This window comes from Candidatus Binatus sp. (assembly GCF_030646925.1).
Lineage (GTDB): Bacteria > Desulfobacterota > Binatia > Binatales > Binataceae > Binatus.
This window is the reverse complement of record NZ_JAUSKL010000107.1, coordinates 52,714-78,587: the sequence shown is the minus strand read 5'-3', so window position 1 is coordinate 78,587 and position 25,874 is coordinate 52,714. Positions and strand designations below refer to the sequence as shown.

The window sequence follows — 25,874 nt, the reverse complement described above, 5'->3', positions numbered from 1 at the left end:
ACTACTCGAGCTTGATTTCGACGTCCACGCCGGCTGCCAGGTCAAGCTTGCCGAGCGCGTCAATCGTCTGCTGCGTCGGCTCGAGCACGTCGAGCAGCCGCTTATGAGTCCGAATCTCGAAATGCTCGCGCGACTTCTTGTCCACGTGCGGCGAGCGGTTAACCGTAAAACGCTCTATCCGGGTCGGAAGCGGAATCGGGCCTGCCACGCGGCCGCCGGTGCGCCGGATAGTATCCACGATTTCCCGCACCGACTGATCGAGCAGGCGGTAGTCGTACGCCTTCAGGCGTATCCGTATCTTGTCGTTCATCTAAACATACCGCGCTCGATTTCCTTGTGCGCCCCCGTTCACTCAACCCCGATCTATTACCGTCGAACTTTTGCTCGAAGCTCTCTACTTCATGATCTTCGAAACGACGCCTGCGCCGACGGTCCGGCCGCCCTCGCGGATAGCGAAGCGCAACCCTTCGTCCATCGCGACCGGCGTGATCAACTCGCCGACAATCTTGATATTGTCGCCCGGCATCACCATCTCGGTTCCCTCCGGCAGCGTCAGCACGCCCGTCACGTCAGTCGTCCGGAAGTAGAACTGCGGGCGATAGCCGCTGAAGAACGGCGTATGCCGTCCGCCCTCGTCCTTGGTCAGAATATACGCCGACGCTTCGAACTGCGTATGCGGCGTGATCGATCCCGGCTGCGCGAGCACCTGTCCGCGCTCGACGTCTTCGCGCTTCAGCCCGCGCAGCAGCACGCCGATATTGTCGCCCGCCTGGCCTTCGTCGAGCAGCTTGCGGAACATCTCGACGCCGGTGACGACCGTCTTGGTGGTGTCCTTGAAGCCGACGATTTCGACTTCCTCGCCGACTTTCACCTTACCCTTCTCGACTCGTCCCGTCACCACCGTGCCGCGGCCCGAGATCGAGAACACGTCTTCGACCGGCATCAGGAACGGCTTGTCCATCTCGCGCTTGGGCTGCGGGATATAGTTATCGACCGCGTCCATCAGGTCGAGAATCGGCTTGCAGTTGGGGCAGTCCGCTTTGCCGCATCCGCAGTTGAGCGCGTTCAGCGCGCTGCCGCGAATCACCGGCACGTTGTCGCCGTCGAACTTCTGCTTGGTCAAAAGATCGCGCACTTCGAGTTCGACCAAGTCGAGCAACTCGGGGTCATCGACCATATCGACCTTGTTCATGAACACGACCATCGACGGCACTCCGACCTGATACGCGAGCAGGATATGCTCGCGCGTCTGCGGCATCGGGCCGTCGTTGGCGCCGACCACCAGAATTGCGCCGTCCATCTGCGCCGCGCCGGTGATCATGTTCTTGATATAGTCGGCATGTCCCGGGCAATCGACGTGCGCGTAGTGGCGCTTGAGCGTTTCGTATTCCACGTGCGCGATCGAAATCGTGATGCCGCGCTCTTTTTCCTCGGGCGCCTTGTCGATCTGATCGAAAGCGGTGAACACAGCCAGCTTCTTCGAGGCCAGCACCTTGGTGATCGCCGCGGTCAGCGTGGTCTTGCCGTGATCGATATGCCCGATCGTGCCGACGTTCGCATGCGGCTTGGTGCGTTGGAATTTTGCCTTGCCCATCTGATGTATCCTCCGCTTGAGGCCGTTCCTGAAAAGCGCTTATGCCCGCGCGTCTTCGCCGTTGCGGGCCGTTAATTCCTCGTAAATATTTCGCGGCACCGGCTCGTACGCTCCGAACTGCATCGTGTAGGTCGCGCGTCCCTGCGTCATCGAACGGAGCCGGGTCGCATAACCGAACATCGTCGCGAGCGGCACCCGCGCCTCGATCACCTGCGCGCCGGCGCGATTCTCCATGTCCAGAATCTTGCCGCGCCGCCCGTTGAGATCGCCGATTACCTCGCCCATGAATTCCTGCGGCGTGACGACTTCGACTTCCATCACCGGCTCGAGCAGAATCGGCTCGGCCTTTTCGCAGCATTCCTTGAATGCCATCGAGCCCGCAATCTTGAACGCCAGTTCCGACGAATCGACGTCGTGGGACTTGCCGTCGATTAAGATCGCCTTGATATCGACCATCGGATAGCCCGCCACCACGCCGTTTTCCATCGCCTCCTTCACCCCGTCTTCGATCGGCGGGATGAAGTTGCGCGGAATCGGAGCGCCCTTGGTGCCGTCCTCGAATTCGAATCCACCGCCCTTACCGAGCGGCTCGATCCTCAGTTCGACGACGGCGAACTGTCCGTGGCCGCCGGTTTGCCGGACGAACCTGGCTTCCGCTTCCGACGCCCGCTTGATCGTCTCGCGATACGCCACCTGCGGCTTGCCGACGCTCGCATCGACTTTGAACTCACGCAGCATCCGATCGACGATAATCTCGAGATGCAACTCGCCCATCCCCGAGATCAGCGTCTGCGCCGTTTCCTTGTTCACGCTCACGCGGAACGACGGGTCTTCTTTCGCGAGTTTCTGCAGCGCCTCGGAGAGCTTCTCCTGGTCGGCCTTGGTCTTCGGCTCGATCGCAATCTGAATCACCGGCTCCGGAAACTCGATCGACTCGAGCACTATCGGATGCGCCGGGTCGCAGAGCGTGTCGCCGGTGGTGGTATCGCGGAGCCCCACCGCGCAGATATCGCCAGCGTAAACCTCCGTGATGTCCTCGCGCTTGTTCGCGTGCATCTTGACCATCCGCCCGATTCGCTCGCGCTTGCCGCGCGTCGAATTGAGCAGCGACGATCCGCTTTCGAGCGTGCCCGAGTACACCCGGATAAAAGTCAGCGTCCCCATGTAGGGGTCGTTCATGATCTTGAATGCGAGCGCCGAAAACGGCGCGTCGTCGCGCGGCCAGCGCTCCTCTTCCTTGTCATCGACCTTGCCCACCACCGGCGGCAGATCGATTGGCGAGGGCAGATACTGCACCACCGCGTCGAGCATCGGCTGCACGCCCTTGTTGCGAAACGCCGAGCCCAGAATCACCGGCGTCACCTGCAACTTGAGCGTCGCGGTGCGGATCGCCGCGCGGATCTTCTCCGCGCTCGGCGCCTTGCCCTCGAGATACATTTCCATAATCTGCTCGTCATGATCGGCGAGCATCTCGATCATCTTGTCGCGATAGCCCGCCGCCTGTTCCTTCAAATCGGCGGGAATTTCCTCGGTCCGGTAGTTCGCGCCGAGCCGATCCTCGTCCCAGATCATCGCCTTCTGATCGATCAGATCGATAATGCCGGTGAACTTGTCCTCGTTGCCGATCGGCAGATGGAGCAGCAGCGGCGTGGCTTTCAGCTTGTCGCGCATCTCCTGCACGACCCGCTCGAATTCCGCGCCCACGCGATCCATCTTGTTGATAAAAGCGACGCGCGGCACACGATACTTGTCCGCCTGCCGCCAGACCGTCTCGGATTGCGGCTCGACTCCGCCGACCGCGCAGAAAACCGCGACCGCGCCGTCCAGCACGCGCAGGCTCCGCTCGACTTCGATCGTGAAATCGACGTGCCCCGGCGTATCGATAATGTTGATCCGATGGTCGCGCCAGAAACACGTGGTCGCCGCCGACGTAATCGTGATTCCGCGCTCCTGCTCCTGAACCATCCAGTCCATCGTCGCGGTGCCTTCATGCACCTCGCCGATTTTATAGTTAATCCCGGTGTAGAAGAGCACGCGTTCGGTCGTGGTGGTTTTGCCGGCATCGATATGGGCCATGATGCCGATATTGCGCACCCGTTCTATTGGTGTCTGACGAGCCATTATTAAAAAACTCGGGTATTACCAGCGATAGTGAGCAAACGCCCGGTTGGCGTCCGCCATGCGATGAGTATCTTCGCGTTTCTTGACCCCGCCGCCGCGATTGGCGGCTGCGTCGAGGATTTCGGCCGCGAGCCGCTCCTCCATCGACTTCTCGCCCCGCGCCCGCGCCGCCGTCACCAGCCAGCGCATCGCAAGCGAGTTGCGGCGCACCGGCCGCACTTCGCTCGGCACCTGATAGTTGGCGCCGCCGACCCGCCGAGAGCGGACCTCGACCGCCGGCCGCACGTTATCGAGCGCGCGCTTGAAGACCACGAGGCCATCTTCCTTCGAGCGCTCCGCGACCAAATCGAGCGCGTGATAGAAAATCTGCTCGGCCAGCGATTTTTTGCCGCGTTCCATCACGATGTTCATGAACTTCGCCACCGTGCGATCGTGATACTTGGGATCCGCCGGCACTTCGCGGACTCTTATCTGTCCTTTACGCGACATCTGATGTCTTCTTCTCGAATACTCGAGCTGCTGGATTCCTGAATTGCGGTTGCGGAAAACTACTTGGGCTTCTTCGAGCCGTACTTCGAGCGGCTCTTGCGCCGCTCCTGCACGCCGATCGAATCGAGCGTGCCGCGAATCACGTGATAGCGCACGCCCGGCAGGTCGCGCACGCGGCCGCCGCGAATCAGCACCACCGAATGCTCCTGCAGGTTGTGCCCAACGCCCGGAATATAGGTGTTCACCTCGATCCCGTTCGAGAGCCGCACCCGCGCGACCTTGCGCAGCGCCGAGTTCGGCTTCTTCGGCGTCGTGGTCTTCACCTGTGTGCAAACGCCGCGCTTTTGCGGAGAGCCTTCGAGCGCACGCGCCTTCACCTTGTAAGTCTTCTTCACCCGGGCCTGGCGTATCAACTGGTTTATCGTCGGCACGTTATACTTCCCGTTTCTGCGCTCTCTGTTGACGGCCCGTTAACGGTCCGTCTTGCTTTTTCTCTGCGATCTTTTTCTTACGATCTGATATTCCCAACCGGCGCTCGCGTTCCCGCTCGACACTTCCCCGCCGCCAATCCGCTGATACGTTCCAAGTGCGATGCCGCCCGCAACGCGGCGACGGCCTCGGGTGGGAACCGTGTGTTCAAACAAACCCCCCAAGGGCATATGCGCCCTTGGGGGAATATAACTATTTATGGCAGCAGGGCGCCGGTGTCAATCTCCGCCGGGTGCCGGAACGGCCGCCAGCTCCGGTTTTTCGATCTCTTCGTCAGCCGCGGAACCTTCGACCTTCACGATCATCTCGTTGTACGAGTTCATCCCGGTGCCGGCCGGAATCAGCCGCCCCATGATCACGTTTTCCTTGAGTCCCACCAGCCGGTCGATCTTGCCATTGATCGCCGACTCGGTCAGCACCCGCGTGGTCTCCTGGAACGACGCCGCCGAGATGAAACTCTCGGTGGAGAGCGACGCCTTGGTGATTCCGAGCAGCAACGGCTCCGCGATCGCCGGCTCGCCGCCGCGGGTCAGCACCCGTCCGTTCTCCTCGTCGAAGCGCCACTTCTCGACCTGATCGCCAACCAGGAACGGCGTATCGCCAACTTCCTTGATTCGCACCCGGCGCAGCATCTGGCGCACGATCACTTCGATATGCTTGTCGTTAATTCTCACGCCCTGCAGCCGGTAGATCTCCTGGATTTCATCGACCAGGTATTTCGCCAGCGCCTTCTCGCCGAGAATGGTCAGGATATCGTGCGGATTCGACGAGCCTTCCATCAGGGGCTCGCCGGCCTTCACGAGATCGCCCTCGTGCACCGCGATATGCTTGCCCTTCGGAATCAGGTACTCGCGCTTCTCGCCGATTTCCGGCGTCACTTCGATCTTGCGCTTGCCCTTAGTGTCCTTGCCGAACGATACCTGTCCGTCGATTTCCGAGATGACGGCAAATTCCTTCGGCTTGCGCGCCTCGAACAGTTCCGCGACGCGCGGCAGACCGCCCGTGATGTCCTTGGTCTTGGTCGTCTCGCGCGGAATCTTCGCGATCACATCGCCCGGCTCGACCGGCGTCCCTTCCGGCACGTTGATATACGCGCCGACCGGCAGGAAGTAGCGCGCGAAGTTGCTCGAACTCGGCAACTTGGCCGTCTTGCCCGACGCGTCCTTGATCGAGATGCGCGGACGCACGTCGAGATCCTTGAACTCGACGATCACGTTCGAGCGCGCGCCGGTGCGCTCATCGACGCGCTCTTCCATCGTCTTGCCTTCGATAATGTCGCCGTACTTAATCGCGCCGCCGACTTCGGTGACGATTGGCGTCGTGTACGGATCCCATTCCGCGATCGTCTCGCCCGCTTTTACCGAATCGCCTTCCTTCTTCAGAATCTTGGCGCCGTAAACCAACGGATAGCGCTCGCGTTCGCGCTCGCGCACCCGGCCGACTTCGTCGGTCACCTGCGCCGCGATCACCACTTCGCCGTGGCGCGTCATCACGACCAGATTGCCGTCGCGGCTCTTGACCGTGTTCACGCCGTGCAGGCGCATCACGCCGTCGTTGCGCACTTCGAGCGTGGTCTGCTCCGCGCGCCGGCTCGCGGTACCGCCGATATGAAACGTGCGCATCGTGAGCTGCGTGCCCGGCTCTCCGATCGATTGCGCCGCGATAATCCCGATCGACTCGCCAAGGTTCACCAGATGCCCGCGGCCGAGATCGCGCCCGTAACATTTGACGCATACGCCCTGGCGCGACTGGCACGTCAGCACCGACCGAATCTTGATTCGCTCGACGCCCGCCTCTTCGATCCGCTTGACCTTGTCCTCGTCGATCATGTCGTTCGCGTGCACCAGCACTTCGCCGGTGAACGCGTCGCGGATATCTTCCAGCGCCACGCGCCCGAGCACCCGATCGCCGAGTCCCTCGATTATTTCGCCGCCTTCGACCAGCGGCGCCATCTCGATTCCGTCGAGCGTACCGCAATCGTCCTCGGTGATGATCGAATCCTGCGCCACGTCCACCAGCCGTCGCGTGAGATAGCCCGAGTTCGCAGTCTTGAGCGCCGTGTCCGCGAGTCCCTTGCGCGCGCCGTGAGTCGAGGTGAAGTACTCGCCGACGGTCAGCCCTTCGCGGAAGTTGGCCGTAATCGGCGTCTCGATAATTTCGCCGGACGGCTTCGCCATCAGGCCGCGCATCCCGGCGAGCTGGCGAATCTGCTGTTCCGATCCGCGCGCGCCCGAGTCCGCCATGATAAAAATCGGATTGAACGACGGGCCCGTGATCGTCTCGCCCTTGTCGTTCTTGCCGAACACCTGCGTCGACAGTCCTTTGATAACGGCGCTGCCGATCTGATCCTGAACCTCGGCCCAGATATCGACCACCTTGTTGTAGCGCTCGCCGTCGGTAATCACGCCGTTGTTGTATTGCTGCTGAATCTCGCTGACCTGCTTCTGCGCGCCCTCCAGCAGATGCGCCTTCTGCGACGGAATCGTCATGTCCTTGATCGAAATCGAGATTCCCGCCTTGGTCGCGAACTCAAAGCCGATATCCTTCAGCCGGTCGGCGAAAATAACCGTCGCCTTGTCGCCCGAACGGCGATAAACCGTGTCGATCAGATTGCCCAGTTCCTTCTTCTTCATGGTCTTGTTGACTTCCGAGAAGGGAACTTCCGGCGGCACGATCTCGTACAGCAGGACGCGGCCGACCGTAGTCGTCACCCGTTCGTAAGCAGGTCCGACGTTCGGCGCGACCGACGCCGCTTTGGCCTTGGCCGCGCGCGGATGCCCGTCGGCCTTGCCGTTAGTCTCGGCAGGCGCCGCTGCGATTCCTATGGCCGCCTGCGGCGACATCCGCACCGTGATTCGCGCGTGCAGATCGACCTCCTCATGATCGTACGCGATTCGCACTTCCTCGACGTTGGCGAAGGTCTTGCCCTCGCCGCGCGCCAGTGGCTTCTCGCGCGTCATGTAGTAAAGGCCCAGCACCATGTCCTGCGTCGGCACGATCACCGGCTTGCCCGACGCCGGTGACAGGATGTTGTTGGTGGACATCATAAGAGCGCGCGACTCGACTTGCGCCTCGATCGACAGCGGCACGTGCACCGCCATCTGGTCGCCGTCGAAGTCCGCGTTGTAGGCGACGCAGACCAGCGGATGAAGCTGAATCGCCTTGCCTTCGATCAGCACCGGCTCGAACGCCTGGATTCCCAATCGATGCAGCGTCGGGGCGCGGTTGAGCAGCACCGGATGCTCCCGGATAACCTCATCGAGGATATCCCACACATCCTTGCCCTCTTTCTCGACCATCTTTTTCGCACTCTTGATAGTCGTGACGTAGCCCTTTTCCTCGAGCTTGTTGTAGATGAACGGCTTGAACAGTTCGAGCGCCATCTTCTTCGGCAGTCCGCACTGATGAAGCCTGAGTTCCGGACCGACCACGATCACCGAGCGGCCGGAGTAATCGACCCGCTTGCCGAGCAGGTTCTGCCGGAAACGTCCCGACTTGCCCTTCAGCATGTCGGAGAGCGATTTGAGCGGCCGCTTCGACGGTCCCGTGATCGCGCGTCCGCGCCGGCCGTTGTCGAACAGCGCGTCAACTGCTTCCTGCAGCATCCGCTTTTCGTTGCGGATAATGATGTCCGGCGCATTTAATTCGATAAGGCGCTTCAAGCGGTTGTTGCGGTTGATCACGCGCCGATACAGATCGTTCAGGTCAGAAGTGGCGAACCGGCCGCCGTCGAGCGGCACCAGCGGCCGCAGATCCGGCGGAATCACGGGCAGAATTGTCAGGATCATCCACTCGGGCTTGTTGCCCGAGTCGCGGAACGCATTGACGACTTTCAGGCGCTTGGAGACTTTCTTGCGCCGCGCTTCGCTCGCCGTCGATTTCATCTCGTTGCGCAACTCTTGCGCGAGCGAGTCGAGCGTCAGCAGTCCGAGCATCGTGCGCACCGCTTCCGCGCCCATCTCGGCCTTGAAGCCGTCAGCGTATTGCTCGCGCGCCTCGCGGTACTTGCGCTCGGTCAGGAGCTCCTTGAACTGGAGCGGCGTCTCGCCCGCGTCGGTCACGACGTAGCACTCGAAGTAGAGCACCTTCTCGAGTTCCTTGAGCGTCATGTCGAGCAGCGTGCCGATTCGCGACGGCAGCGAGCGGAGAAACCAGATATGCGCGACCGGCGCCGCGAGATCGATATGACCCATGCGCTCGCGCCGCACCTTGCTCTGGATTACTTCGACGCCGCACTTTTCGCAGACCACGCCGCGATGGCGCATGCGCTTGTACTTGCCGCAATTGCACTCGTAATCTTTCGTAGGTCCAAAGATTTTTGCGCAAAAAAGTCCGTCGCGCTCCGGCTTGAAGGTCCGGTAGTTGATCGTTTCGGGCTTTTTAACCTCGCCATGCGACCACGACCGGATCATTTCCGGCGACGCGATCGAAATCCGGATCGCGTTGAACGCGAGCGGATTCTTGGGCTTCTCGAACATTCCGAAGAGATCTTCCATCTCTTTGCTACTCCTTAGGCCATCGCCCCCGTGAAACCAGCGTAACCCTTAGGCCCTCTGCGGCTGTTCCAATAGTTCCATGTTCAAACAGAGCGACTGGAGCTCCTTGACCATCACGTTGAACGACTCAGGCAGGCCGGGCTCGAGCGTGTTCTCGCCCTTGACGATCGCTTCATACATGCGCGTCCGTCCCGCCACGTCGTCGGATTTGACCGTGAGCATCTCCTGCAGCGTGTAAGCCGCGCCGTACGCCTCGAGCGCCCAGACTTCCATCTCGCCGAGCCGCTGCCCGCCGAACTGCGCCTTGCCGCCGAGCGGCTGCTGTGTGACCAGGCTGTAGGGTCCAGTCGAGCGCGCGTGAATCTTGTCCTCGACCAGATGATGCAGCTTCATCATGTACATCACGCCGACCGTGACCGGCTGCTCGAACTCTAAGCCGGTGCGCCCGTCATGCAGCGTCGCCTGCCCCGATTCGGGCAAGTCGGCGCGCTTCAGCAACTGGAAGATTTCCTCTTCGCGAGCGCCGTCGAACACCGGCGACGCGACGTGAACGCCCGTCAGCGCCTTGGCCGCCAGCTTGTACACGTCCGGCTCCGAGAGCGCATCCATGAATTCATGGCTCTCCTTTTCCGGATAGATTTCCTTGAGCCGTTTTTTCAATTGCGCGGCGCTGACGCCGTTTTTCAGGTCTTCTGCTATTTTATGCCCCAGCTCGCGCGCCGCCCAGCCGAGATGCGTCTCCAGAATCTGGCCGACGTTCATCCGCGACGGCACGCCGAGCGGGTTCAGCACAATATCGACCGGGGTGCCGTCGGCCAGCGCCGGCATATCTTCCTCGGGCAGGATACGCGAGAGCACGCCCTTGTTGCCGTGGCGTCCCGCCATCTTGTCGCCCACCTGCAGGCGGCGCTTGATCGCGACAAACACCTTGATCATCTTGATCACGCCGGGCGCCAGCTCGTCGCCCGCTTTGAGGCGCTCGAGCTTGGTGCCGTAATGACTCTGCACCGCCTCCACGTTGGCGTTCATCGCCGCGATCGCCTGCGCCGCTTCCGCCTGCGCGCTCTCGTTCTCGACCCGAATCTGGCCCCACAAGGTCGGCGCCAATTCTTCGAGATCTTCGGCGCTAAGCGGATCGCCCTTTTTGAGCAACTCCTTGCGTTCGTCGGACATCACGCGCCCCGCGAGCTTCTTGCCCACCAGCGCTTTGCGGAGCTTGCGCAGCGTCTCCTGCCGGATGATGCGCACTTCCTCGCCTTCGTCGGTCTTGAGCCGCTCGGCCTCTGCCACTTCGATTTCCTGCGTGCGTTCGTCCTTCGATACGCCGCGCCGCGCGAACACCCGCCCGTCGATCACCGTGCCCTCGACGCCCGGCGGCACGCGGAGGCTGGTGTCGCGCACCTCGCCCGCCTTTTCGCCGAAAATCGCGCGCAACAGTTTTTCTTCCGGCGAGAGCTGAGTCTCGCCCTTGGGCGTGATCTTGCCGACCAGGATATCGCCAGGACGGACTTCGGCGCCGATCCGGATGATACCGCTGGTATCGAGATCTTTGAGCGCCTCCTCGCCGACGTTCGGGATATCGCGCGTGATTTCTTCGGGCCCGAGCTTGGTGTCGCGCGCGATACATTCGAATTCCTCGATATGCACCGAGGTGAAAAGATCTTCCTTGACCACCCGCTCGGAAATCAGGATCGAGTCCTCGAAGTTGTAGCCGCCCCACGGCATGAACGCGACCAGCACGTTGCGCCCGAGCGCCAACTCACCCATGTCGGTCGAGGGGCCGTCGGCCAGCACGTCGCCCGCTTTCACCCGCTCGCCCTTCACGACGATCGGCCGATGATTGATGCACGTGCCCTGGTTCGAGCGCTGGTACTTGATCAGGTTGTAGATATCGACGCCCGCGTCGCGCAGATCCTTGGTCTGCTTGTCGGCCCGCACCACGATCCGCTCCGCATCGACGCTCTCGACGATTCCGTCGCGCTTGCCGACCACGGTCACGCCGGAGTCGCGGCCCACCGTGCCTTCGAGTCCGGTGCCGACCAGCGGCGCGTCGGGCTTGAGCAGCGGCACCGCCTGGCGCTGCATGTTAGATCCCATCAGCGCGCGATTCGCATCGTCATTTTCGAGAAACGGGATCAGCGACGCCGCCACCGAGACGAGCTGATTCGGCGACACGTCCATGTACTGCACGTCTTCGGCGTTCACGATCGTGAACTCGCCGCCGATTCGCGCCGAGACCTGCTCGGTGGTGAACTTGCCGTGGCTATCGAGCGGCGCATTGGCCTGCGCGATCACCTTGTCCTCTTCGTCGAGCGCCGACAGATAGACGATTCGATCGGTGACGCGATTGTTCTCGACTTCGCGATACGGCGTCTCGATAAAACCGAAATCGTTCACGCGCGCGTAGGTCGAAAGCGCCGCGATAAGTCCGATATTCGGCCCCTCGGGCGTTTCGATCGGGCATACGCGCCCATAATGGGTCGGATGCACGTCGCGCACTTCGAAGCCGGCTCGCTCGCGCGTGAGGCCGCCCGGCCCGAGCGCCGAAAGCCGCCTCTTATGCGCAATCTCGCTCAGCGGATTAGTCTGATCCATGAACTGCGAGAGCTGCGATGAGCCGAAAAATTCCTTGATCACCGCCGACGCCGGCTTGTAGTTCACCAGCTCCTGCGGCATCAGGGTTTCGATATCCTGCAGGCTCATCCGCTCCTTGATCGCGCGCTCCATCCTGACCAGTCCGATCCGGAACTGGTTCTCGACCAACTCGCCGACCGCGCGCACGCGCCGATTGCCGAGATGATCGATATCGTCCACCTGGCCGTTGCCGTTCTTCAGTTCCATCAGGTAGCGGACGACTTCGAGGATATCTTCCCGACGAAGGGTCCCCTGCTCGAGCGGCACGTCGATCTTGAGCTTGTGATTCAGCTTCAGGCGTCCGACTTTCGAAAGGTCGTAGCGCTCGGCGTTGAAAAACAGGTTGTTGAAGAAGGTGGTCGCCGTTTCCTGCGTCGGCGGATCGCCCGGACGAAGCCGCCGGTAGATTTCAATTACGGCCTCCTCCGGCGTGCCGAGCTTGTCCTGCGCGAGCGTCAGCCGTAGCGGTCCTCCACCCGGCTGATCCTCGGTGAACAGCACCTCGATCTTCTTGACTCCGTGCGCCTTCAGCTTCTCGAGCGTATCTTCGGTCAACTCCTCGTTGGTGCCGATCAACACCTCGCCGGTGGTCGAATCCACGATATCGTGCGCGGAGACGCGGCCGATGATTTCGTCGAGCGCGACCGGCACTTCGGTCAGCTTCGCCTGCTCCATCGCGCGCACGATTGCCTTGTTGAACTTGCGGCCTTCGCGCGCGATCGTCTCGCCGGCCTTGTCCTTCACGTCGCGGCTGACGCGCGAGCCGAGCAGATGGTCCGCGATAAACTGCTTGGCGTACTGCTTCGAATCCAGAATGATGACGTCTTTCTTGTAGTAGTAGTTCAGCAGGTCTTCGGTGGTCATCCCGAGCGCGCGCAGCAGCACCGTCGCCGGGAATTTGCGGCGCCGATCGATTCTGACGTACAGCACGTCGCGCGGATCGAACTCGAAATCGATCCAGCTCCCGCGATAGGGAATTATTCGCGCCGAGTAGAGCAGCTTGCCGGTCGAATGGGTGCGGCCCTTGTCGTGCTCGAAGAATACTCCGGGCGAGCGATGCAACTGGCTTACGATCACGCGCTCGGTGCCGTTCACCATGAAGGTGCCGTTGCCGGTCATCAGCGGGATCTCGCCGAAGTAAACTTCCTGCTCCTTGACGTTCTTGATCGAGCGCCGGCCGTTCTCGACGTCCCAGATGACGAGTTGAATCTTGACCTTCAGCGGCGCTGCGTAAGTCATGCCGCGCTGATGGCATTCGTCGACATCGTACTTGGGCGTGCCAAGCTCGTAGCTGACGAACTCGAGCGAGGCCGTTTCGTTGAAATCCTTGATCGGAAAGACCGACTTGAAGACCGCCTGCAGACCCAGGTCCGCGCGATCCTCGGTCGAGACTCCCACCTGCAAGAAATCGTCGTACGAGCGCTTCTGAATCTCGATTAGATTCGGAATCTCGATGATCTTCTTGATCTTGCCGAATGAGCGGCGAATACGAAGATTGCTCGTTACGTGAACTTGGGACATCGCTACCTCACCATGCTTGCGCCTTGGTTATTTTGGATGGCGCTCCGCGCTCGCTTGGCCGCGATCGTTCGCTTTGCCGGCGGCGCGATGTGAAGCAATAAAGGCCGCGGACGCAGGGATGTCCCCCGTGCCCACGGCTTTCTCAAAAAGTACCGTTCGAATATCGCACGCGACGATACGCCGCGCCTGGTTCGAATTGTTCGACCGGATGTTATGCGTCAAAAAGACTCGCGTCTCCTACTTCAGCTCCGCGCTGCCGCCCGCATCTTCGAGCTTCTTTTTGATCTCTTCGGCTTCCGCCTTGTTAATCCCTTCCTTGACCGCCTTCGGTGCGCCATCGACCAGGTCCTTCGCCTCTTTGAGGCCGAGTCCGGTCAACTCGCGCACGACCTTGATCACCTGGATCTTCTTTTCGCCCGATCCCGTCAGCACGACGTCGAACTCGTCCTTCTCGACCGCCGGCGCCGCAGCACCGCCCGCCGCCGGCGCTGCCGCCATCGCGACTGGAGCCGCCGCCGACACGCCGAGTTCCTGTTCGAGTTCCTTAACCAGAGCCGCCGCATCGATCAGGGTGAGATTTTTCAGGTAATCCTTCACTTGATCGCGGCTGAGCTGTCCTTCTGCCATGGTACCTTCTCTCCTTACGAATCCGCTGAACGTGGGAGTTTTCAGCGATTCTTCTTAAGCAAATTTTTAAGTCTCGAACCGCCCCGCTGGACCTTGAGTGATGAGGCTGTCGTCCGGTCTCTTCCTCGATAAGGGAACCTGCGTCCCCGCGAATTCAAACCTGGCCTTCGCCCGCCGGCGGCGCCGCGTCGGTTGGCGGAGTGTCTGTCGGCGGCGTCTCGCTCGAAGCCGCTGGCGCCGATTCGGGAGCGGCGGGCGCCGATGCGCCCTCGCCGTTTTTCTTGCCGATCGCGTCGATCACTCGCGCGAGATATGAGCCCGGCTCGTTGAGCAATCGCACCAACTGCGTCGCGGGAGCGTTCAGCAGTCCGAGCAACTGTCCGAACACGACTTCGCGCGGCGGCAACGTCGCGAGCGCCTGCACTTCCTCGACCGAAAGCGCCTTGCCGCCGAGCACCGCGCCGCGCAGCTTCAGCTTGTCGCCGAGCGGCCCGAACGAGGTGAACGTCTTGGCCAGCGCGACGGGATCCTCGTAGCTGAGAATCAGCCCGATCTGTCCGCCCAGTTTTTCGTCGAGCGCCTCGTACGCGGTACCCTTGATTGCGCGCCGGACCAGCGTGTTTTTCGCGATTCGCATCTCGCCGCGCACGGCCCGCAGGCGTCGCCGCATCTCGGTCGATTCCGCCGCAGTCATCCCGCGGTATTCCGACACGAGCGCGATACTCGCGCGCCCGAAACTCTGCTTCAGGTCATCGACCAGCGCGGTCTTTTCTTGCTTCTTCATCTAATTTCTATCCGAATCCAATCTTGTCCAAACGCGCCGCGATGCTTTAAGCCGCGGCCAATGCCTTCGCTGCGGCCGCCGCCGTATCGACCCGCACTCCGGGGCCCATCGTCGAGCTCACCGCGACGCTCCGCACGTAGTTGCCCTTGGCGCTGGCCGGTTTGGCGCGTACGATCGAGCCGAGCAGCGCGCGCGTGTTCTCGAGCAATTTATCCGGGCCGAAACTGATCTTGCCGACTCGCGCATGAACGACGCCCGCCTTGTCCACGCGGTAATCGACCTTGCCGGCCTTGATTTCCGCCACCGCTTTCGCCACGTCGAAGGTGACGGTGCCGACCTTGGGATTGGGCATCAGGCCGCGCGGGCCTAAAATTTTGCCGATTCGTCCGACCTGCGCCATCATGTCGGGCGTCGCGATCACGCGGTCGAAGTCGAGCCAGTTCTCTTCCTGGATTTTCTTGATTATCTCGTCGCCGCCGACGAAATCTGCGCCGGCCTCGCGCGCCTCACGCTCTTTCTCGCCCTTCGCGACGACCAGCACCCGCGCCACCGAGCCGGTACCATGCGGCAGCACGACGGTGCCGCGGACATTCTGATCCGCCTGGCGCGGATCGACCCCTAGCCGCACCGCAATCTCGACCGTTTCATCGAACTTCGCGACTTTGTTATCGATCACCAGCTTGAGCGCCTCGTCGAGCGGATAGCGCTTCTCGCGATCGATCTTTTTGGCCGCTTCCTGATATTTCTTGCCTGCCATCTTCTGTGCGCCCGTCCTCTTCAGTCGGTAACGTCGATTCCCCAATCCTCGATGTCACTCAGTGACATCGATACCCATAGACCGGGCAGTGCCCGCGACCGTGTTGATCGCCGCGCTCAAGTCGGCCGCCGTGAGATCCTTCAACTTGGTCTTGGCAATCTCTTCGACCTGCGCGCGCGTCACCTTGCCGACCTTGTTCTTGTTCGGCATCGGCGATCCCTTTTCGACCCCGGCCGCGCGGAGCAGCAGGATCGACGCGGGCGGACTCTTGGTGATGAAGGTGAACGAGCGGTCGGCATAGACCGTCACCACCACCGGAATCACTAGTCCCTGCATGTTCTGCGTCTGCGCGTTGAACGCCTTGCAGAACTCCATGATATTGACGCCGCGCTGGCCGAGCGCCGGCCCGACCGGCGGCGACGGATTCGCCGCGCCAGCGGGTATTTGCAGTTTAATCGATCCAACTACTTTCTTAGCCACTTGATTTCAGAGTCCTGCCGTTCGGTCATTCGTACTCAGTTCAGTTTTCGTTCAGATAGCTTCCAGATAGATTCAGATGGATGCGTCGGAGCTCGCTCTCGCAGCGCGATCGCCAAACCGCGCGACGTCTTCAATGTCGTTTCGCGCCGCAGTCGTCGTCTCAGGCTTTTTCCACCTGCACGAAATCGAGTTCGACCGGCGTCGCGCGGCCGAAGATTGAGATCAAAACCCGCACCTTGCCCTTCTCGGGCTTGACTTCTTCCACCGTGCCATTGAAGTCCTGGAACGGGCCGTCCACCACCTTGATTGCCTCGCCGACTTCGAACAGCACCTTGGGCTTGGGCCGGAGCGCCCCCTCTTCCATCTGCTGCTCGATCTCGCCGACTTCCGATTCCGGCACTTCCGGCGGATTGGTCGAATGGCCGACGAAGCCGGTGATCTTCGGCGTATTCTTGATTATGTGCCAGGTCTCGTCGTTGAGCACCATCTGCACGAAGATGTAGCCAGGAAAAAATTTGCGGCTCGAGACTTTGCGCTGCCCGCCCTTGCCGAGTTCCTGCACGCGCTCGATCGGCACCAGCACCTTGCCGACCTTCTCCTCCATATGGAGCGAGCGCACGCGCTCCTCGAGCGCGGCTTTGGCCTTGTGCTCATAGCCGGAATAGGTGTGGACCACGTACCACTTCATCCCAGGCTTGGCGGTGTCGTTTAGAACTTCAGTCATTTCTTTTCAGAGCCGTGGCCTACCGATTAATTTCCCCGCGATCGTTTCCTGTGGCCGATACCGCCCGCTCAGCGGAGCAGCATCTGCACGCCGCGCACCGCGAAAAAATCAACTACTCCCAACCACAGGGACATCACTATTGTCAGGCCCACCACCACAATCGTGGCCTGCATGGTCTCCTTGGGCGAGGGGTAGTGGACCTTCGCGAGTTCGGTCCATGCTTCCTTGAAGAAGTTTACGCCCTGATTGAGGTAACTTTTTAATCTATCCATTTAATGCATCCAAAGCAAGGACCGCTCCATCCGGGCCTTGCGCAAATTTACCCTTCCCCGCAAGATGGCGGGCCAGCCAGGATTCGAACCTGGAACATTCGGATTTGGAGTCCGACGCTCTAGCCAATTGGAGCTACTGGCCCTCGCTTCCACTGCCGGCGATACCCGCGCGCGGCCGCCGCGCCCTGCGTACGGGGATCCGGCGCGCTCGGGCTAAACTTTATTCTCTTTGTGGACCGTATGTGCCCGGCATTTCGGACAGAACTTCTTGATCGAAAACTTGTCGGTCTGGGTCTTCTTGTTTTTGGTGGTGGTGTAGTTGCGCTGCTTGCAACCCTCGCACGCCAGTGAAATCAAATCTCTCATAGTCGCATCCGCTCCAAAACCGGCGCGCCGTTTAAACGGCGCAAGATTGGAAAGCCCACGACGGGATTCGAACCCGTGACCTCTTCCTTACCAAGGAAGTGCTCTACCGACTGAGCTACATGGGCGTCCGTAGCGCTCAACCGGAAAAATCCCGGAATCAATTCTCGTTCGATCGCCCCGAACGATTCTCTACTTGCTACGCGCCCCAAAACCGTCAAACCTGTGGAGCGGGAAACGGGACTCGAACCCGCGACCCCGAGCTTGGAAGGCTCGCGCTCTACCAACTGAGCTATTCCCGCTCGCTCCGTCGAACCCTCTATCATACTGGTGGAGAGGGGAGGATTCGAACCTCCGTAGGCATAAGCCGGCAGATTTACAGTCTGCTCCCTTTGGCCACTCGGGAACCTCTCCTCAAGCCGATGCCGACCAAGCCGATGGCGAGAATCGAACTCGCAACCTACTGATTACAAATCAGTTGCTCTACCGTTGAGCTACATCGGCAAACGACGTTAAGCAAACGACATTAAGAAGAAAAAGCTATTCGGCACCTCCCGGCCTGTCAAGCTAAACGCCCGATTCGGGCATTTCCGGGTCTGGTTCTTGCTCCGCGAGCATCTCCTTTCTGTCATTCAGAGCGGAGGCTGCCGAAGCGAAGAATCCCGGATCCGGGATTTCTCGCTGCGCTCGAAATGACACTGAGATAGATCCAAAAGAAGACCGTCTCACGAACCGGTCGTGCGCGCCGATTCCGCCCGGCGGCGCGCGATCTCGTACAGCGCCACGGCGCCCGCCACCGACACGTTGAGCGACGCGACCTTGCCGCGCATCGGGATGTCCACCACGAAGTCGGCCCCCTTCCTCACGATCTCGCGCACCCCGCGGCCCTCCGATCCCACGACGATCACCAGCTTGCGCGTCGTATCAAGATCATAGATCGAGGTCGCGCCGCCCGCCGCCAGCGCCGCGATCCAGTAACCCGCTTCCTTCAATTGTTCGAGCGTGCGCGCCACGTTGCCGCATCGCGCGACCTTAAGGTGAATCCACGCGCCCGACGACGATTTCACCACCGCCGGCGTAATCCCGACTGTGCGATCGCGCGCGAGCACGACCGCGCCGACGCCTGCGCCCTCGGCCGATCGCATCAGCGCGCCCAGATTGCGCGGATCGGTGACGCCATCGACGAGCAGCACCGGGTCGGGCTTGTGCTCGAGGATTTCCTCGATCGGCGCGTACTCGTATTCGCGCATCAGGGCCGCGATCCCCTGATGACGCGCGGCCTGGCCCGCGAGCCGCTCGAGTCCGGCGTCATCGACAAATTCGACGCGGCCGCCTGCCGTGCGCACTTCGTTGATCTCTGGCGAGAAGCGCCGCTCGTCGCCGGATTTCACGTACAGCGCCCGAATCGTCGCCGCCGCCGCCGCCACCAGTTCGCGAATCGGCTCGACGCCGTACACGATCTCGCGCTCGTTGCCGGCGCTTGCGCGATCCGCTGGCCGGCGATCCTCGCGCATCGTCGGCGCCGGCGATGGCCGCGCTTTCGGCTGCGATTGATTCGGCGGCGCGCTCTTCTCGAAGCGCCGCGGCTTCGGGCCGCCGCGGTTGAAGCGCGGCTTGCGGCCCTTGTCGCGGAAGTCTTTCATCATGCGCGATAATATCAGACCGCCACAGTGCCCGCTCGATCACGTCTCTGCTCGCTTCAAACTGCAAGCGCCGTTTGATCCGAAGTTCCAATCATGCGCGCGTAAGTTTAGAGTTTGATCAGTGGTGAAACTTCGCGCCCGATCATGAGACTCGCACTTCCAGGCTTCTCGATCCTCGACCGCTACGTCGCGCGCGAAGTGATCTCGCCGTTCCTGGTCGGCGTGGCTCTCCTCACCTTCGCACTCGTCACGGGCCGGATGCTGAAGCTCACCGAGATGGTCGTCAATCACGGCGTGACGCTCGGCGAGGTCGGACACATTATCGGATTGATAATGCCGGCGTTTCTCGAACTGACCTTTCCGATGGCGGTGCTGCTCGGCGTGCTGATGGGCTTCGGCCGGATGTCGAGCGATCAGGAAATGACCGCCGCGCGCGCCTGCGGCGTGAGTCTCTACCGCCTCGCGGTGCCGGTGATGGCGTTTGCATTCGTGGTCTATGCGCTTTCGAGTTACTTCGCGTTCTCGCTGCGGCCGTGGGCCAATTCGCATCTGCGCTTGACGCTCTACGAACTGAGCCAGAGCCGCACGACCGCGGGGCTCCGCGAAAAAGTCTTCAACAGCAGCTTCCCGGGCCTAGTGGTTTATATCGATCAGATGAACGACGCCGACTCGACCATGACCGGCGTGATGATCTCCGACGCGCGCGACCCGAAGCAGCAGAACACGATTATCGCGAAGCGCGGAATCCTGTTGCCCGACGAAAAGAACCGGTCGATCACACTCCGGCTGTTCGACGGCTCGATCTTTGGCGTCGAGCAATCCGCCGACACGTCGCATGTAACCAGTTTTCGCGTTTACGATTTGAGTATCAGCCCCGAGATGGCGATGGGCGTGACCGATCTCGACCCCGAAGAGATGTCCTATCCCGTGCTCGAGCAAACGATTCACGAGGCGCGCGCCAAGGGCAAGCCCGACTACCTCGCCGAGACCGAACTAGCCAGCCGCTACACGGTCCCGGTCGCGACGCTGCTGTTCGCGCTGCTCGGAGTCTCGCTCGGGCTCAGGCCGGCGCGCGGCGGTCATTCGGAGCGCTTCGGCGTAAGCGTCGCGCTATTCTTCCTCTATTACTCGCTGATGCGCGTGAGCGAGACGCTCGCGCAGCGTGGAAGGCTCGACGCGCTCGTCGCGATGAGCCTCCCCAACGTGGTGTTCGCCGCGCTCGCTTTTTGGCTCTTCTACCGCGCCGCGTCGGATCGCGGCGACCAGGGCCGCGGCCCCGGCGACCTGATTTGGGATTTCGTCGAGCGCTTCGAGCGGAGCCGGCAACCAGCATGAGACTTCGTCCGCGCCTGTCGCCCGTGATGGATCGCTTTATCGCGGGACAATTCTTCGGCCCCTTCCTCGTCTGCCTCGCGGCCTTCACCGCCGCCTACCTGCTGGGCGACGTCTTCGATCGCTTCGACGATCTGCTTCATTACGGCGGCCTCGGCCTTATCGGACTCGAGTACTTCGCGCTCAAGCTGCCGCTTATCATGTCGCAGATCATGCCGGTCGCGAGCCTGGCCGGCGTGCTGCTTGGCTTCGCGCTGCTCAATCGATCGGGCGAAGTGCTGGCCTGCCAGCAACTCGGTATCAGCCGGCTCGAGATGGCGGTGCCGGTGCTGGCGATCGCGATCCTGATCTCAGGCGCCGATTTCGTCCTCAGCGAGATGGTCGTGCCGGCTGCGACGCGCCAGGCGAAGTACCTCTACGACGTGCAGTTGAAAAAGCGCCAACTGAAAGGGGTGTTCGCCAATCGGCGAATCTGGGTCCGCGTGCGCGACGGCTTCGTCTCCGCCGACGTGTTCGACGGCAAGCGCAAAGAACTGGTCGGCGTCAGCCACTACCAGCTCGACGATCAGTTCGGCCTGAAGGACCTCGTGCGCGCCGAGAGCGCCAAATGGAACGGCCGCCGATGGATTCCCGATCAGCCCAATTCATTCGAGATGGAACCCAACGGCAACGTCAAGAAAACCGCCAAGATGCGCCTCGATCTCGGCCTGACTCCCGCTGACTTCGGCCTGCTGCGCGTCGAGCCGGAAGAATTCAGCCTGTGGGAACTCAATCGGTATATCGATGATTTGCGCAGCAAGGGGCTCGACCCCGGCGGCTACGTCGTCGATCGCGATTTGAAATACGCGATGCCGCTTGCGTGCCTGATCATGGTCGCGCTCGGGATGGCGCTTAGCCTCGATCCATTGCCGCGCAATTCGAGTCTCGGACGGAGCTTTCTGCTCGCGATTCTGATCGGGTTTGGCTACTGGCTGTCGTTCGGGATCACGTCGTCGCTCGGACGCTCCGGGCTGCTCGCGGCGTGGCTCGCAGCATGGCTGCCGAACTTCATGTTCGCGATGATCGCGCTGTCGATCTTCCTCTTCGGCGAAGAACGCTGACGCGCGATCGCGCCCCCTCGCCGCTGCAGCGCAAGTCCGATCCTCGGAAAAACCATTCCCCTGAAACCTCACGAGGTTTCGGACTTCCCGTTGTGATGAAGATGCGGCCTCCGGCCTGTTAGTAGGCTGCTGAGAGGGCACCGTGCAAACCTCTAGTTTTCAGCAGCTTTGATCGCAAACTATGCACAGCGCGGAGCGCGCATCCTGTCTTATTGCGATTCGGCCCTACGGCCCGAAGTCGGCTGCGCGTCACCCCAGGAAGCCCGAAACCCGTGAGGGGTTTCGGACCTCTTCTCTCTTCCCCGCGGGGGGTGCGGGTCAGCGTTCGGCGGGCGGCGCGATCTCCATTGAGGGGCGCACTTCGATGCTGCCGAGCTTCGCCAGCGGGATCCCCGATGCAAGCTGGATCGCTTCGTTCATGTCCTTCGCTTCGATCAGGATAAAGCCGCCCAGATGCTCCTTGGTCTCGGCGAAGGGACCGTCGATAGCGGATACTTTGCCCTTCCGGACTCGCACCGTCCGGGCCTTGCTCACCGGCTGCAGCGCGTCCGACACGAGGTAATGACCGCTTCGCCGCAACTCTTCGTCGTAGGCCATCGAGTCGCGGTCGAGCGCCGCGCGCTCAAGCGCGGACAGTGATTCCAATGCCTTCGGTTCGAAGTAGACGGCGCATAGATATCTCATCGCTTTGCTCCTAATCGGGATAAAGGTGTGAACATCATATGGTCGTCCGACGAATCCCGTAATCGACATTTCTGACAGCGCGATCATCCGAAACTAAACGCGACAAGATCCTCAGAACATGTGAATTTGCCGGACGATCGCGTTGATAGCTCGCCTTGATACGGCGGGAGGCGCGCGGATAGCATCGTGGAGTGGCCGCCTTCGATGTAATCGCAGCATCGGCACTGGCGCCCGATGCGCTCGCCGGCCTCGAATTGCACTTCCTCGACGCGGTCGCCGCGCGGGCGACGCCGCCGCTCCTGCTGATTTATCGCGCGCCGGGGCGATATCTGTCGCTCGGCCGGTTTCATCTGTACGGCGGGCCGGCGGAACGCGCGGGAATCAATGCGTACCGGCGGCTGACCGGCGGACGGGTTGTCGGCGCGGGCGAAGGATGGCTCGGGCTCGCGCTGATTCTCCCGTCGCGGACGGCGCTCCTCATCGACGAAGCCGCGCCGCTCAAGCCCGAACAGATCATGAATCGCTATGCGCGCGGACTGCTGACCGGGCTCCGCGGGCTCGGGCTCAATTGTTTCTACCCCGGGCGCGACGCGATAACCTTTGAACAGTGCGAAATCGCGATGTGCACGTATAACGTCAATGAGTCCGGCGCGATGCTCTTCGAGGCGACGCTCGCGGTGAATCGCGGGATGGAAGAAGTCGTGCATGATCTGGAACGGTTCGACCCGGACGGCGTCGTGGCGTGCCGGATGTACGGTCCCGACTCGGCGACCAAGCTTACTCGCGAGCTTGATCGCGATATCGGGTTCGATGAACTCGCCGGCGCGATCGCGGCGGGATATGAAACGCTACTTGGCGCAGCGAAGAGGCGGGAACTCAGTCCGGAGGAATCCGCACACGGGACGTATCGCGGGCACGCACTCGCGGATTCGGGATGGCTGAATCGGACGGGGTCGTCGTCGATGACGCGCACGAATCGGATCGCGGGGCAGCTCGGATCGATCGAGGCGCGCGTCGCGCTGGACGCCGAGGGCGCAATCGAAGCGGCGATGCTAAGCGGGGACTTCATCGCGAATACCGCGGCGATCGCGGAACTGGAAGCAGAACTTCGCGGGCATCCGCACGACCTTGCGTCGGTCGCGCGCGCGGTGACGCGGACGTTTTCGCGCAACGGAAATTTCATTTTGGGCGCCGGCGAGATGTCGAATATCGTGCGGCTGATTGCGGCGGCGAAATGACGGACGAAATCAAATCAAGTGACGCGCCAATCGATCGCGATGATCGAATCGCGGCGGAGCTTCGGTCGAACGATATCGCGCGGCAACTCGCCGCGATCGACTCGATCCTCGCGGCGCCAGAGGACATCAGCAGCGAAGTGCAGGGATTGCTGATCGCTTGCATCGGCGCGGAGCGCAAGCTCCTGCAGCGCCGGGCGATCGACGCCCTGGCGGCGACCGCGAATGCGGGCGATTGTCGCGTGCGAGAGGCGCTGGAGCGCACGATGGTGCGCGGCAATCGGCGCGCGCGATTTGGTGCGGCGTATGCGCTCGCGCAACTCGGCGGCGACAATTTGGCAATCGAATGCGCCGCCGCGCTTTGCGAGGCGCTCGGCGACGACGACGGCGACATCCGATGGGCCGCATCGGTGCTCGTCGTGCAGCTTGGCCGGGCGTATCGTGATGAAGTCCGCGCGCGGATGATTTCGCTCGCCGCCGATGGCAATCCGAATGCGCGCAAGATGGCGCTTTATTGCATCCGCGATCTCGGAATCGCGGGCGCCGACGTGCTGGCGCTGCTGGAACGGGCGGCGCGCGACGCGAACGTGCATATCCGGCTGGCCGCGCTTTCGGTGCTCGCGAAAATCGACGATAGCAGCGGCGACGCGGCGGGAATCGCGCTCAAGAGCCTCGAATCGGATCCCGACGCGGGCGTGCGGCGCGCGGCGGCGGTCGCGATCGGACATGTTCGCAGTTCAACTTCGCGCACTTTGCCGGCGCTCAGAATTGCCGCCGCGAGCGAGACCGATCCCGCGCTCGCGCGCGCCGCGCAGGGCGCGCTCAACCGGTTGGAGAAGCGCTGATGTCAGACCAATCGCTGGCGTTGCTGATGAACTCGACGGTCCGCAACTTCATCATGGGCGCGCGCGTGGCGCGGCTCGCGACGGCCGATCAATCCGGCGCCCCGCACAACGTGCCGCTCTGCTATTGGTTCGACGGCGCGCGGATTTATTTCGTGATCGACGAAAAGCCGAAGCGCCAGCCCGGCCGCAAAATCAAGCGGATGCGCAATATCGCGGAGAATCCGCGCGTCGCCGTTGTTATCGATTGCTATGAAGAGGACTGGACGCAGCTCGGCTACGTGCTGATCCAGGGGCAAGCGCGGGTGGTGGACGATCAGAAGGAATACATGCTCGCGCTGCGCAACCTGCGCGACAAGTACGGCCAGTACCGCGGGATGGCGCTCGAGCCGGAGAAGAATCCAATCGTGAAAATCGAGCCGGAGCACGTGCACGCCTGGGGCAATCGCTTCAAGCTCGGACAGGAGGGATGACGCGGCTCGGCGAAATAGCGCACGCGCTCCGCGCCGCGTCGCTCGACGGCTGGCTCTTCTACGATTTTCGGCTGAGCGATCCGTTGGCGTATCGGATCCTCGGACTGGCGAGCGGCGGTATCGCGACGCGCCGATGGTTCTGCTTCGTGCCGGCCGACGGCAGGCCGCGCGCGATCGTATCGGCGGTCGAGGCGCATCGCCTGGACGCGCTGGCAGCGGAGAAGATCGTTTATCGATCGCACGCCGAGATGGTCGCGGCGCTGCGCAACGCGCTCGGCGGATGCCGCAAAATCGCGATGGACTACTCGCCCGGATGCGCGATTCCGTATGTCTCGCGCGTCGATGCGGGCACGGTTGAACTGATCCGATCGATGGGCGTCGAAGTGGTCAGCGCGGCGGACTTGATCCAGCGCTTCGAGGCGACGCTGAGTGACGTGCAGATGGCGAGTCATCATCGGGCGGCAGTCGGACTGCGGCGCGTGGTCGATGAAACTTTTGAAGAACTCGCGCGGCGCCTTAGCGATCGAATCGCATGCGACGAGGCATCGATCCAGGATTTCGTGATGGAACGAATCGGGGCGCACGGACTGGTCGCCGACGAGCCGCCGATCGTCGCGATCAACGCGCACAGCGCCGATCCGCATTACGCGGTGTCGCGAGCGTCGAGCGCGGCGCTGAAGCTTGGCGACTTCGTCCTGCTCGACTTGTGGGCGAAGGAGCCGGCGCCGGAGAGTATTTACGCCGATTTCACGTGGGTCGCGTTCGCCGGCGACGCGATTCCGGCCGAGCATGCGCACGTGTTTGAGATTGTCGCGCGGGCGCGGGACGCGGCGGTCGAGGCGGTCGCGAATCGCGTCAACGCGGGTCGAACGATCTCGGGACGCGAGGCGGATCGCGCCGCGCGCGGCGTGATCGAAGCGGCGGGCTACGGCGACAATTTTGTGCATCGCACCGGGCACTCGATCGGACGCGAAGTGCACGGCACCGGCGCCAATCTCGATTCGCTCGAAACGCTCGACGATCGCGCGCTGATCGAGCACACCTGCTTTTCGGTCGAGCCGGGAATTTACCTGCCGGGCAAATTCGGCGTGCGCAGCGAACTCGACATGACGATCGAAAACGGCCGCGCGCTGGTCAGCGGCGAACCGCGCCAGCGTGAGATCGTGGCGCTATTGCCGAGGCCTACTTCCAAAGCGTGAGCCGGCCAGATAAAC

At 62.0% G+C, this 25,874-nt stretch carries 21 protein-coding genes, 5 tRNA genes and 1 pseudogene; 6 read left to right on the top strand and 21 right to left on the bottom strand.

Annotation, left to right across the window (positions count from 1 at the left end):
* Position 1: 1 nt before the first annotated feature.
* The 20 genes and pseudogenes from rpsJ to rlmB form a co-directional block, all read right to left on the bottom strand.
* Positions 2-310 (bottom strand): 30S ribosomal protein S10, encoded by a 309-nt coding sequence (gene rpsJ, locus Q7S58_RS18735; RefSeq protein ID WP_304829554.1) that lies wholly within the window; start codon positions 308-310, stop codon positions 2-4.
* A gap of 84 nt (positions 311-394) precedes the next feature.
* A complete protein-coding gene (gene tuf, locus Q7S58_RS18730) occupies positions 395-1,594 on the bottom strand; it encodes an elongation factor Tu (RefSeq protein ID WP_304829551.1) in 1,200 nt (399 codons plus the stop codon).
* 39 nt (positions 1,595-1,633) lie between these two features.
* On the bottom strand, positions 1,634-3,715 hold the full coding sequence (gene fusA / locus Q7S58_RS18725; RefSeq protein ID WP_304829548.1) for an elongation factor G: 2,082 nt from the start codon (positions 3,713-3,715) through the stop codon (positions 1,634-1,636).
* A gap of 18 nt (positions 3,716-3,733) precedes the next feature.
* Complete coding sequence (gene rpsG, locus Q7S58_RS18720; protein WP_304829545.1) at positions 3,734-4,204, bottom strand: 30S ribosomal protein S7; 471 nt, start codon at positions 4,202-4,204, stop codon at positions 3,734-3,736.
* A gap of 59 nt (positions 4,205-4,263) precedes the next feature.
* Positions 4,264-4,635 carry a 30S ribosomal protein S12 gene (gene rpsL / locus Q7S58_RS18715; protein WP_304829542.1) on the bottom strand — a complete coding sequence of 124 codons (372 nt, stop codon included), beginning with the start codon at positions 4,633-4,635 and terminating at the stop codon, positions 4,264-4,266.
* Positions 4,636-4,911: 276 nt separating this feature from the next.
* Positions 4,912-9,189 (bottom strand): DNA-directed RNA polymerase subunit beta', encoded by a 4,278-nt coding sequence (gene rpoC / locus Q7S58_RS18710; RefSeq protein WP_304829539.1) that lies wholly within the window; start codon positions 9,187-9,189, stop codon positions 4,912-4,914.
* A 57-nt stretch (positions 9,190-9,246) separates the two neighbouring features.
* Positions 9,247-13,344 (bottom strand): annotated as a pseudogene (rpoB, locus tag Q7S58_RS18705) (DNA-directed RNA polymerase subunit beta); the annotation flags it as partial.
* Between the two features lie 237 nt (positions 13,345-13,581).
* A complete protein-coding gene (gene rplL / locus Q7S58_RS18700; protein WP_304829533.1) occupies positions 13,582-13,971 on the bottom strand; it encodes a 50S ribosomal protein L7/L12 in 390 nt (129 codons plus the stop codon).
* Between the two features lie 154 nt (positions 13,972-14,125).
* Complete coding sequence (gene rplJ / locus Q7S58_RS18695; RefSeq protein ID WP_304829530.1) at positions 14,126-14,755, bottom strand: 50S ribosomal protein L10; 630 nt, start codon at positions 14,753-14,755, stop codon at positions 14,126-14,128.
* Between the two features lie 46 nt (positions 14,756-14,801).
* Entirely contained in the window at positions 14,802-15,512 is a 711-nt protein-coding gene (gene rplA / locus Q7S58_RS18690) for a 50S ribosomal protein L1 (protein ID WP_304829527.1), read from the bottom strand.
* Between the two features lie 54 nt (positions 15,513-15,566).
* Positions 15,567-15,992, bottom strand: coding sequence for a 50S ribosomal protein L11 (gene rplK, locus Q7S58_RS18685; protein WP_304829524.1), 426 nt, complete (start codon positions 15,990-15,992; stop codon positions 15,567-15,569).
* Positions 15,993-16,152: 160 nt separating this feature from the next.
* Positions 16,153-16,716 (bottom strand): transcription termination/antitermination protein NusG, encoded by a 564-nt coding sequence (gene nusG / locus Q7S58_RS18680; protein ID WP_370655546.1) that lies wholly within the window; start codon positions 16,714-16,716, stop codon positions 16,153-16,155.
* A 68-nt stretch (positions 16,717-16,784) separates the two neighbouring features.
* Positions 16,785-16,988, bottom strand: coding sequence for a preprotein translocase subunit SecE (gene secE / locus Q7S58_RS18675; RefSeq protein ID WP_304829521.1), 204 nt, complete (start codon positions 16,986-16,988; stop codon positions 16,785-16,787).
* Positions 16,989-17,053: 65 nt separating this feature from the next.
* Positions 17,054-17,131 (bottom strand) — tRNA-Trp (locus tag Q7S58_RS18670).
* 70 nt (positions 17,132-17,201) lie between these two features.
* Complete coding sequence (gene rpmG, locus Q7S58_RS18665) at positions 17,202-17,354, bottom strand: 50S ribosomal protein L33 (protein WP_304829518.1); 153 nt, start codon at positions 17,352-17,354, stop codon at positions 17,202-17,204.
* Between the two features lie 52 nt (positions 17,355-17,406).
* Positions 17,407-17,479: transfer RNA gene (locus Q7S58_RS18660), tRNA-Thr, on the bottom strand.
* Between the two features lie 98 nt (positions 17,480-17,577).
* Positions 17,578-17,653: transfer RNA gene (locus Q7S58_RS18655), tRNA-Gly, on the bottom strand.
* A 26-nt stretch (positions 17,654-17,679) separates the two neighbouring features.
* Positions 17,680-17,765: transfer RNA gene (locus Q7S58_RS18650), tRNA-Tyr, on the bottom strand.
* 18 nt (positions 17,766-17,783) lie between these two features.
* A tRNA-Thr gene (locus Q7S58_RS18645) sits at positions 17,784-17,855 on the bottom strand.
* A 221-nt stretch (positions 17,856-18,076) separates the two neighbouring features.
* Positions 18,077-18,997, bottom strand: coding sequence for a 23S rRNA (guanosine(2251)-2'-O)-methyltransferase RlmB (gene rlmB / locus Q7S58_RS18640; RefSeq protein WP_304829516.1), 921 nt, complete (start codon positions 18,995-18,997; stop codon positions 18,077-18,079).
* Between the two features lie 141 nt (positions 18,998-19,138).
* On the opposite strand from rlmB, the gene lptF reads away from it, so the two are divergent.
* Together lptF and lptG are read left to right on the top strand one after the other, a co-directional pair.
* Positions 19,139-20,329, top strand: a complete 1,191-nt coding sequence (gene lptF, locus Q7S58_RS18635) for an LPS export ABC transporter permease LptF (protein ID WP_304829513.1) — start codon at positions 19,139-19,141, stop codon at positions 20,327-20,329.
* On the top strand, positions 20,326-21,426 hold the full coding sequence (gene lptG, locus Q7S58_RS18630; protein WP_304829509.1) for an LPS export ABC transporter permease LptG: 1,101 nt from the start codon (positions 20,326-20,328) through the stop codon (positions 21,424-21,426). Before lptF ends, lptG begins: the two co-directional genes overlap by 4 nt.
* A gap of 318 nt (positions 21,427-21,744) precedes the next feature.
* Here lptG and Q7S58_RS18625 read toward each other — a convergent pair whose 3' ends face one another.
* On the bottom strand, positions 21,745-22,110 hold the full coding sequence (locus Q7S58_RS18625) for a YciI family protein (RefSeq protein WP_304829506.1): 366 nt from the start codon (positions 22,108-22,110) through the stop codon (positions 21,745-21,747).
* Between the two features lie 191 nt (positions 22,111-22,301).
* Here Q7S58_RS18625 and Q7S58_RS18620 point away from each other — a divergent pair, with 191 nt between their 5' ends.
* Genes Q7S58_RS18620 through Q7S58_RS18605 form a run of 4 tightly spaced genes read left to right on the top strand, consistent with a single transcriptional unit; the run spans position 22,302 to position 25,859 of the window.
* Positions 22,302-23,348 carry a hypothetical protein gene (locus Q7S58_RS18620; protein WP_304829502.1) on the top strand — a complete coding sequence of 349 codons (1,047 nt, stop codon included), beginning with the start codon at positions 22,302-22,304 and terminating at the stop codon, positions 23,346-23,348.
* Positions 23,345-24,190 carry a HEAT repeat domain-containing protein gene (locus Q7S58_RS18615; protein ID WP_304829499.1) on the top strand — a complete coding sequence of 282 codons (846 nt, stop codon included), beginning with the start codon at positions 23,345-23,347 and terminating at the stop codon, positions 24,188-24,190. Before Q7S58_RS18620 ends, Q7S58_RS18615 begins: the two co-directional genes overlap by 4 nt.
* A complete protein-coding gene (locus Q7S58_RS18610; protein ID WP_304829497.1) occupies positions 24,190-24,660 on the top strand; it encodes a TIGR03668 family PPOX class F420-dependent oxidoreductase in 471 nt (156 codons plus the stop codon). Before Q7S58_RS18615 ends, Q7S58_RS18610 begins: the two co-directional genes overlap by 1 nt.
* Complete coding sequence (locus tag Q7S58_RS18605; protein ID WP_304829494.1) at positions 24,657-25,859, top strand: Xaa-Pro peptidase family protein; 1,203 nt, start codon at positions 24,657-24,659, stop codon at positions 25,857-25,859. Before Q7S58_RS18610 ends, Q7S58_RS18605 begins: the two co-directional genes overlap by 4 nt.
* Positions 25,860-25,874 lie beyond the last annotated feature (15 nt).

Coding starts and splice junctions, on each gene's coding strand:
- rplA (WP_304829527.1), bottom strand. CDS start 15,512: ATGGCAGGCAAGAAATATCAGGAAGCGGCCAAAAAGATCGATCGCGAG.
- secE (WP_304829521.1), bottom strand. CDS start 16,988: ATGGATAGATTAAAAAGTTACCTCAATCAGGGCGTAAACTTCTTCAAG.
- lptG (WP_304829509.1), top strand. CDS start 20,326: ATGAGACTTCGTCCGCGCCTGTCGCCCGTGATGGATCGCTTTATCGCG.
- fusA (WP_304829548.1), bottom strand. CDS start 3,715: ATGGCTCGTCAGACACCAATAGAACGGGTGCGCAATATCGGCATCATG.
- rlmB (WP_304829516.1), bottom strand. CDS start 18,997: ATGATGAAAGACTTCCGCGACAAGGGCCGCAAGCCGCGCTTCAACCGC.
- rplL (WP_304829533.1), bottom strand. CDS start 13,971: ATGGCAGAAGGACAGCTCAGCCGCGATCAAGTGAAGGATTACCTGAAA.
- Q7S58_RS18605 (WP_304829494.1), top strand. CDS start 24,657: ATGACGCGGCTCGGCGAAATAGCGCACGCGCTCCGCGCCGCGTCGCTC.
- Q7S58_RS18615 (WP_304829499.1), top strand. CDS start 23,345: ATGACGGACGAAATCAAATCAAGTGACGCGCCAATCGATCGCGATGAT.
- rpsJ (WP_304829554.1), bottom strand. CDS start 310: ATGAACGACAAGATACGGATACGCCTGAAGGCGTACGACTACCGCCTG.
- rplJ (WP_304829530.1), bottom strand. CDS start 14,755: ATGAAGAAGCAAGAAAAGACCGCGCTGGTCGATGACCTGAAGCAGAGT.
- rpsG (WP_304829545.1), bottom strand. CDS start 4,204: ATGTCGCGTAAAGGACAGATAAGAGTCCGCGAAGTGCCGGCGGATCCC.
- nusG (WP_370655546.1), bottom strand. CDS start 16,716: ATGACTGAAGTTCTAAACGACACCGCCAAGCCTGGGATGAAGTGGTAC.
- Q7S58_RS18610 (WP_304829497.1), top strand. CDS start 24,190: ATGTCAGACCAATCGCTGGCGTTGCTGATGAACTCGACGGTCCGCAAC.
- rpoC (WP_304829539.1), bottom strand. CDS start 9,189: ATGGAAGATCTCTTCGGAATGTTCGAGAAGCCCAAGAATCCGCTCGCG.
- Q7S58_RS18625 (WP_304829506.1), bottom strand. CDS start 22,110: ATGAGATATCTATGCGCCGTCTACTTCGAACCGAAGGCATTGGAATCA.
- tuf (WP_304829551.1), bottom strand. CDS start 1,594: ATGGGCAAGGCAAAATTCCAACGCACCAAGCCGCATGCGAACGTCGGC.
- rpmG (WP_304829518.1), bottom strand. CDS start 17,354: ATGAGAGATTTGATTTCACTGGCGTGCGAGGGTTGCAAGCAGCGCAAC.
- lptF (WP_304829513.1), top strand. CDS start 19,139: ATGAGACTCGCACTTCCAGGCTTCTCGATCCTCGACCGCTACGTCGCG.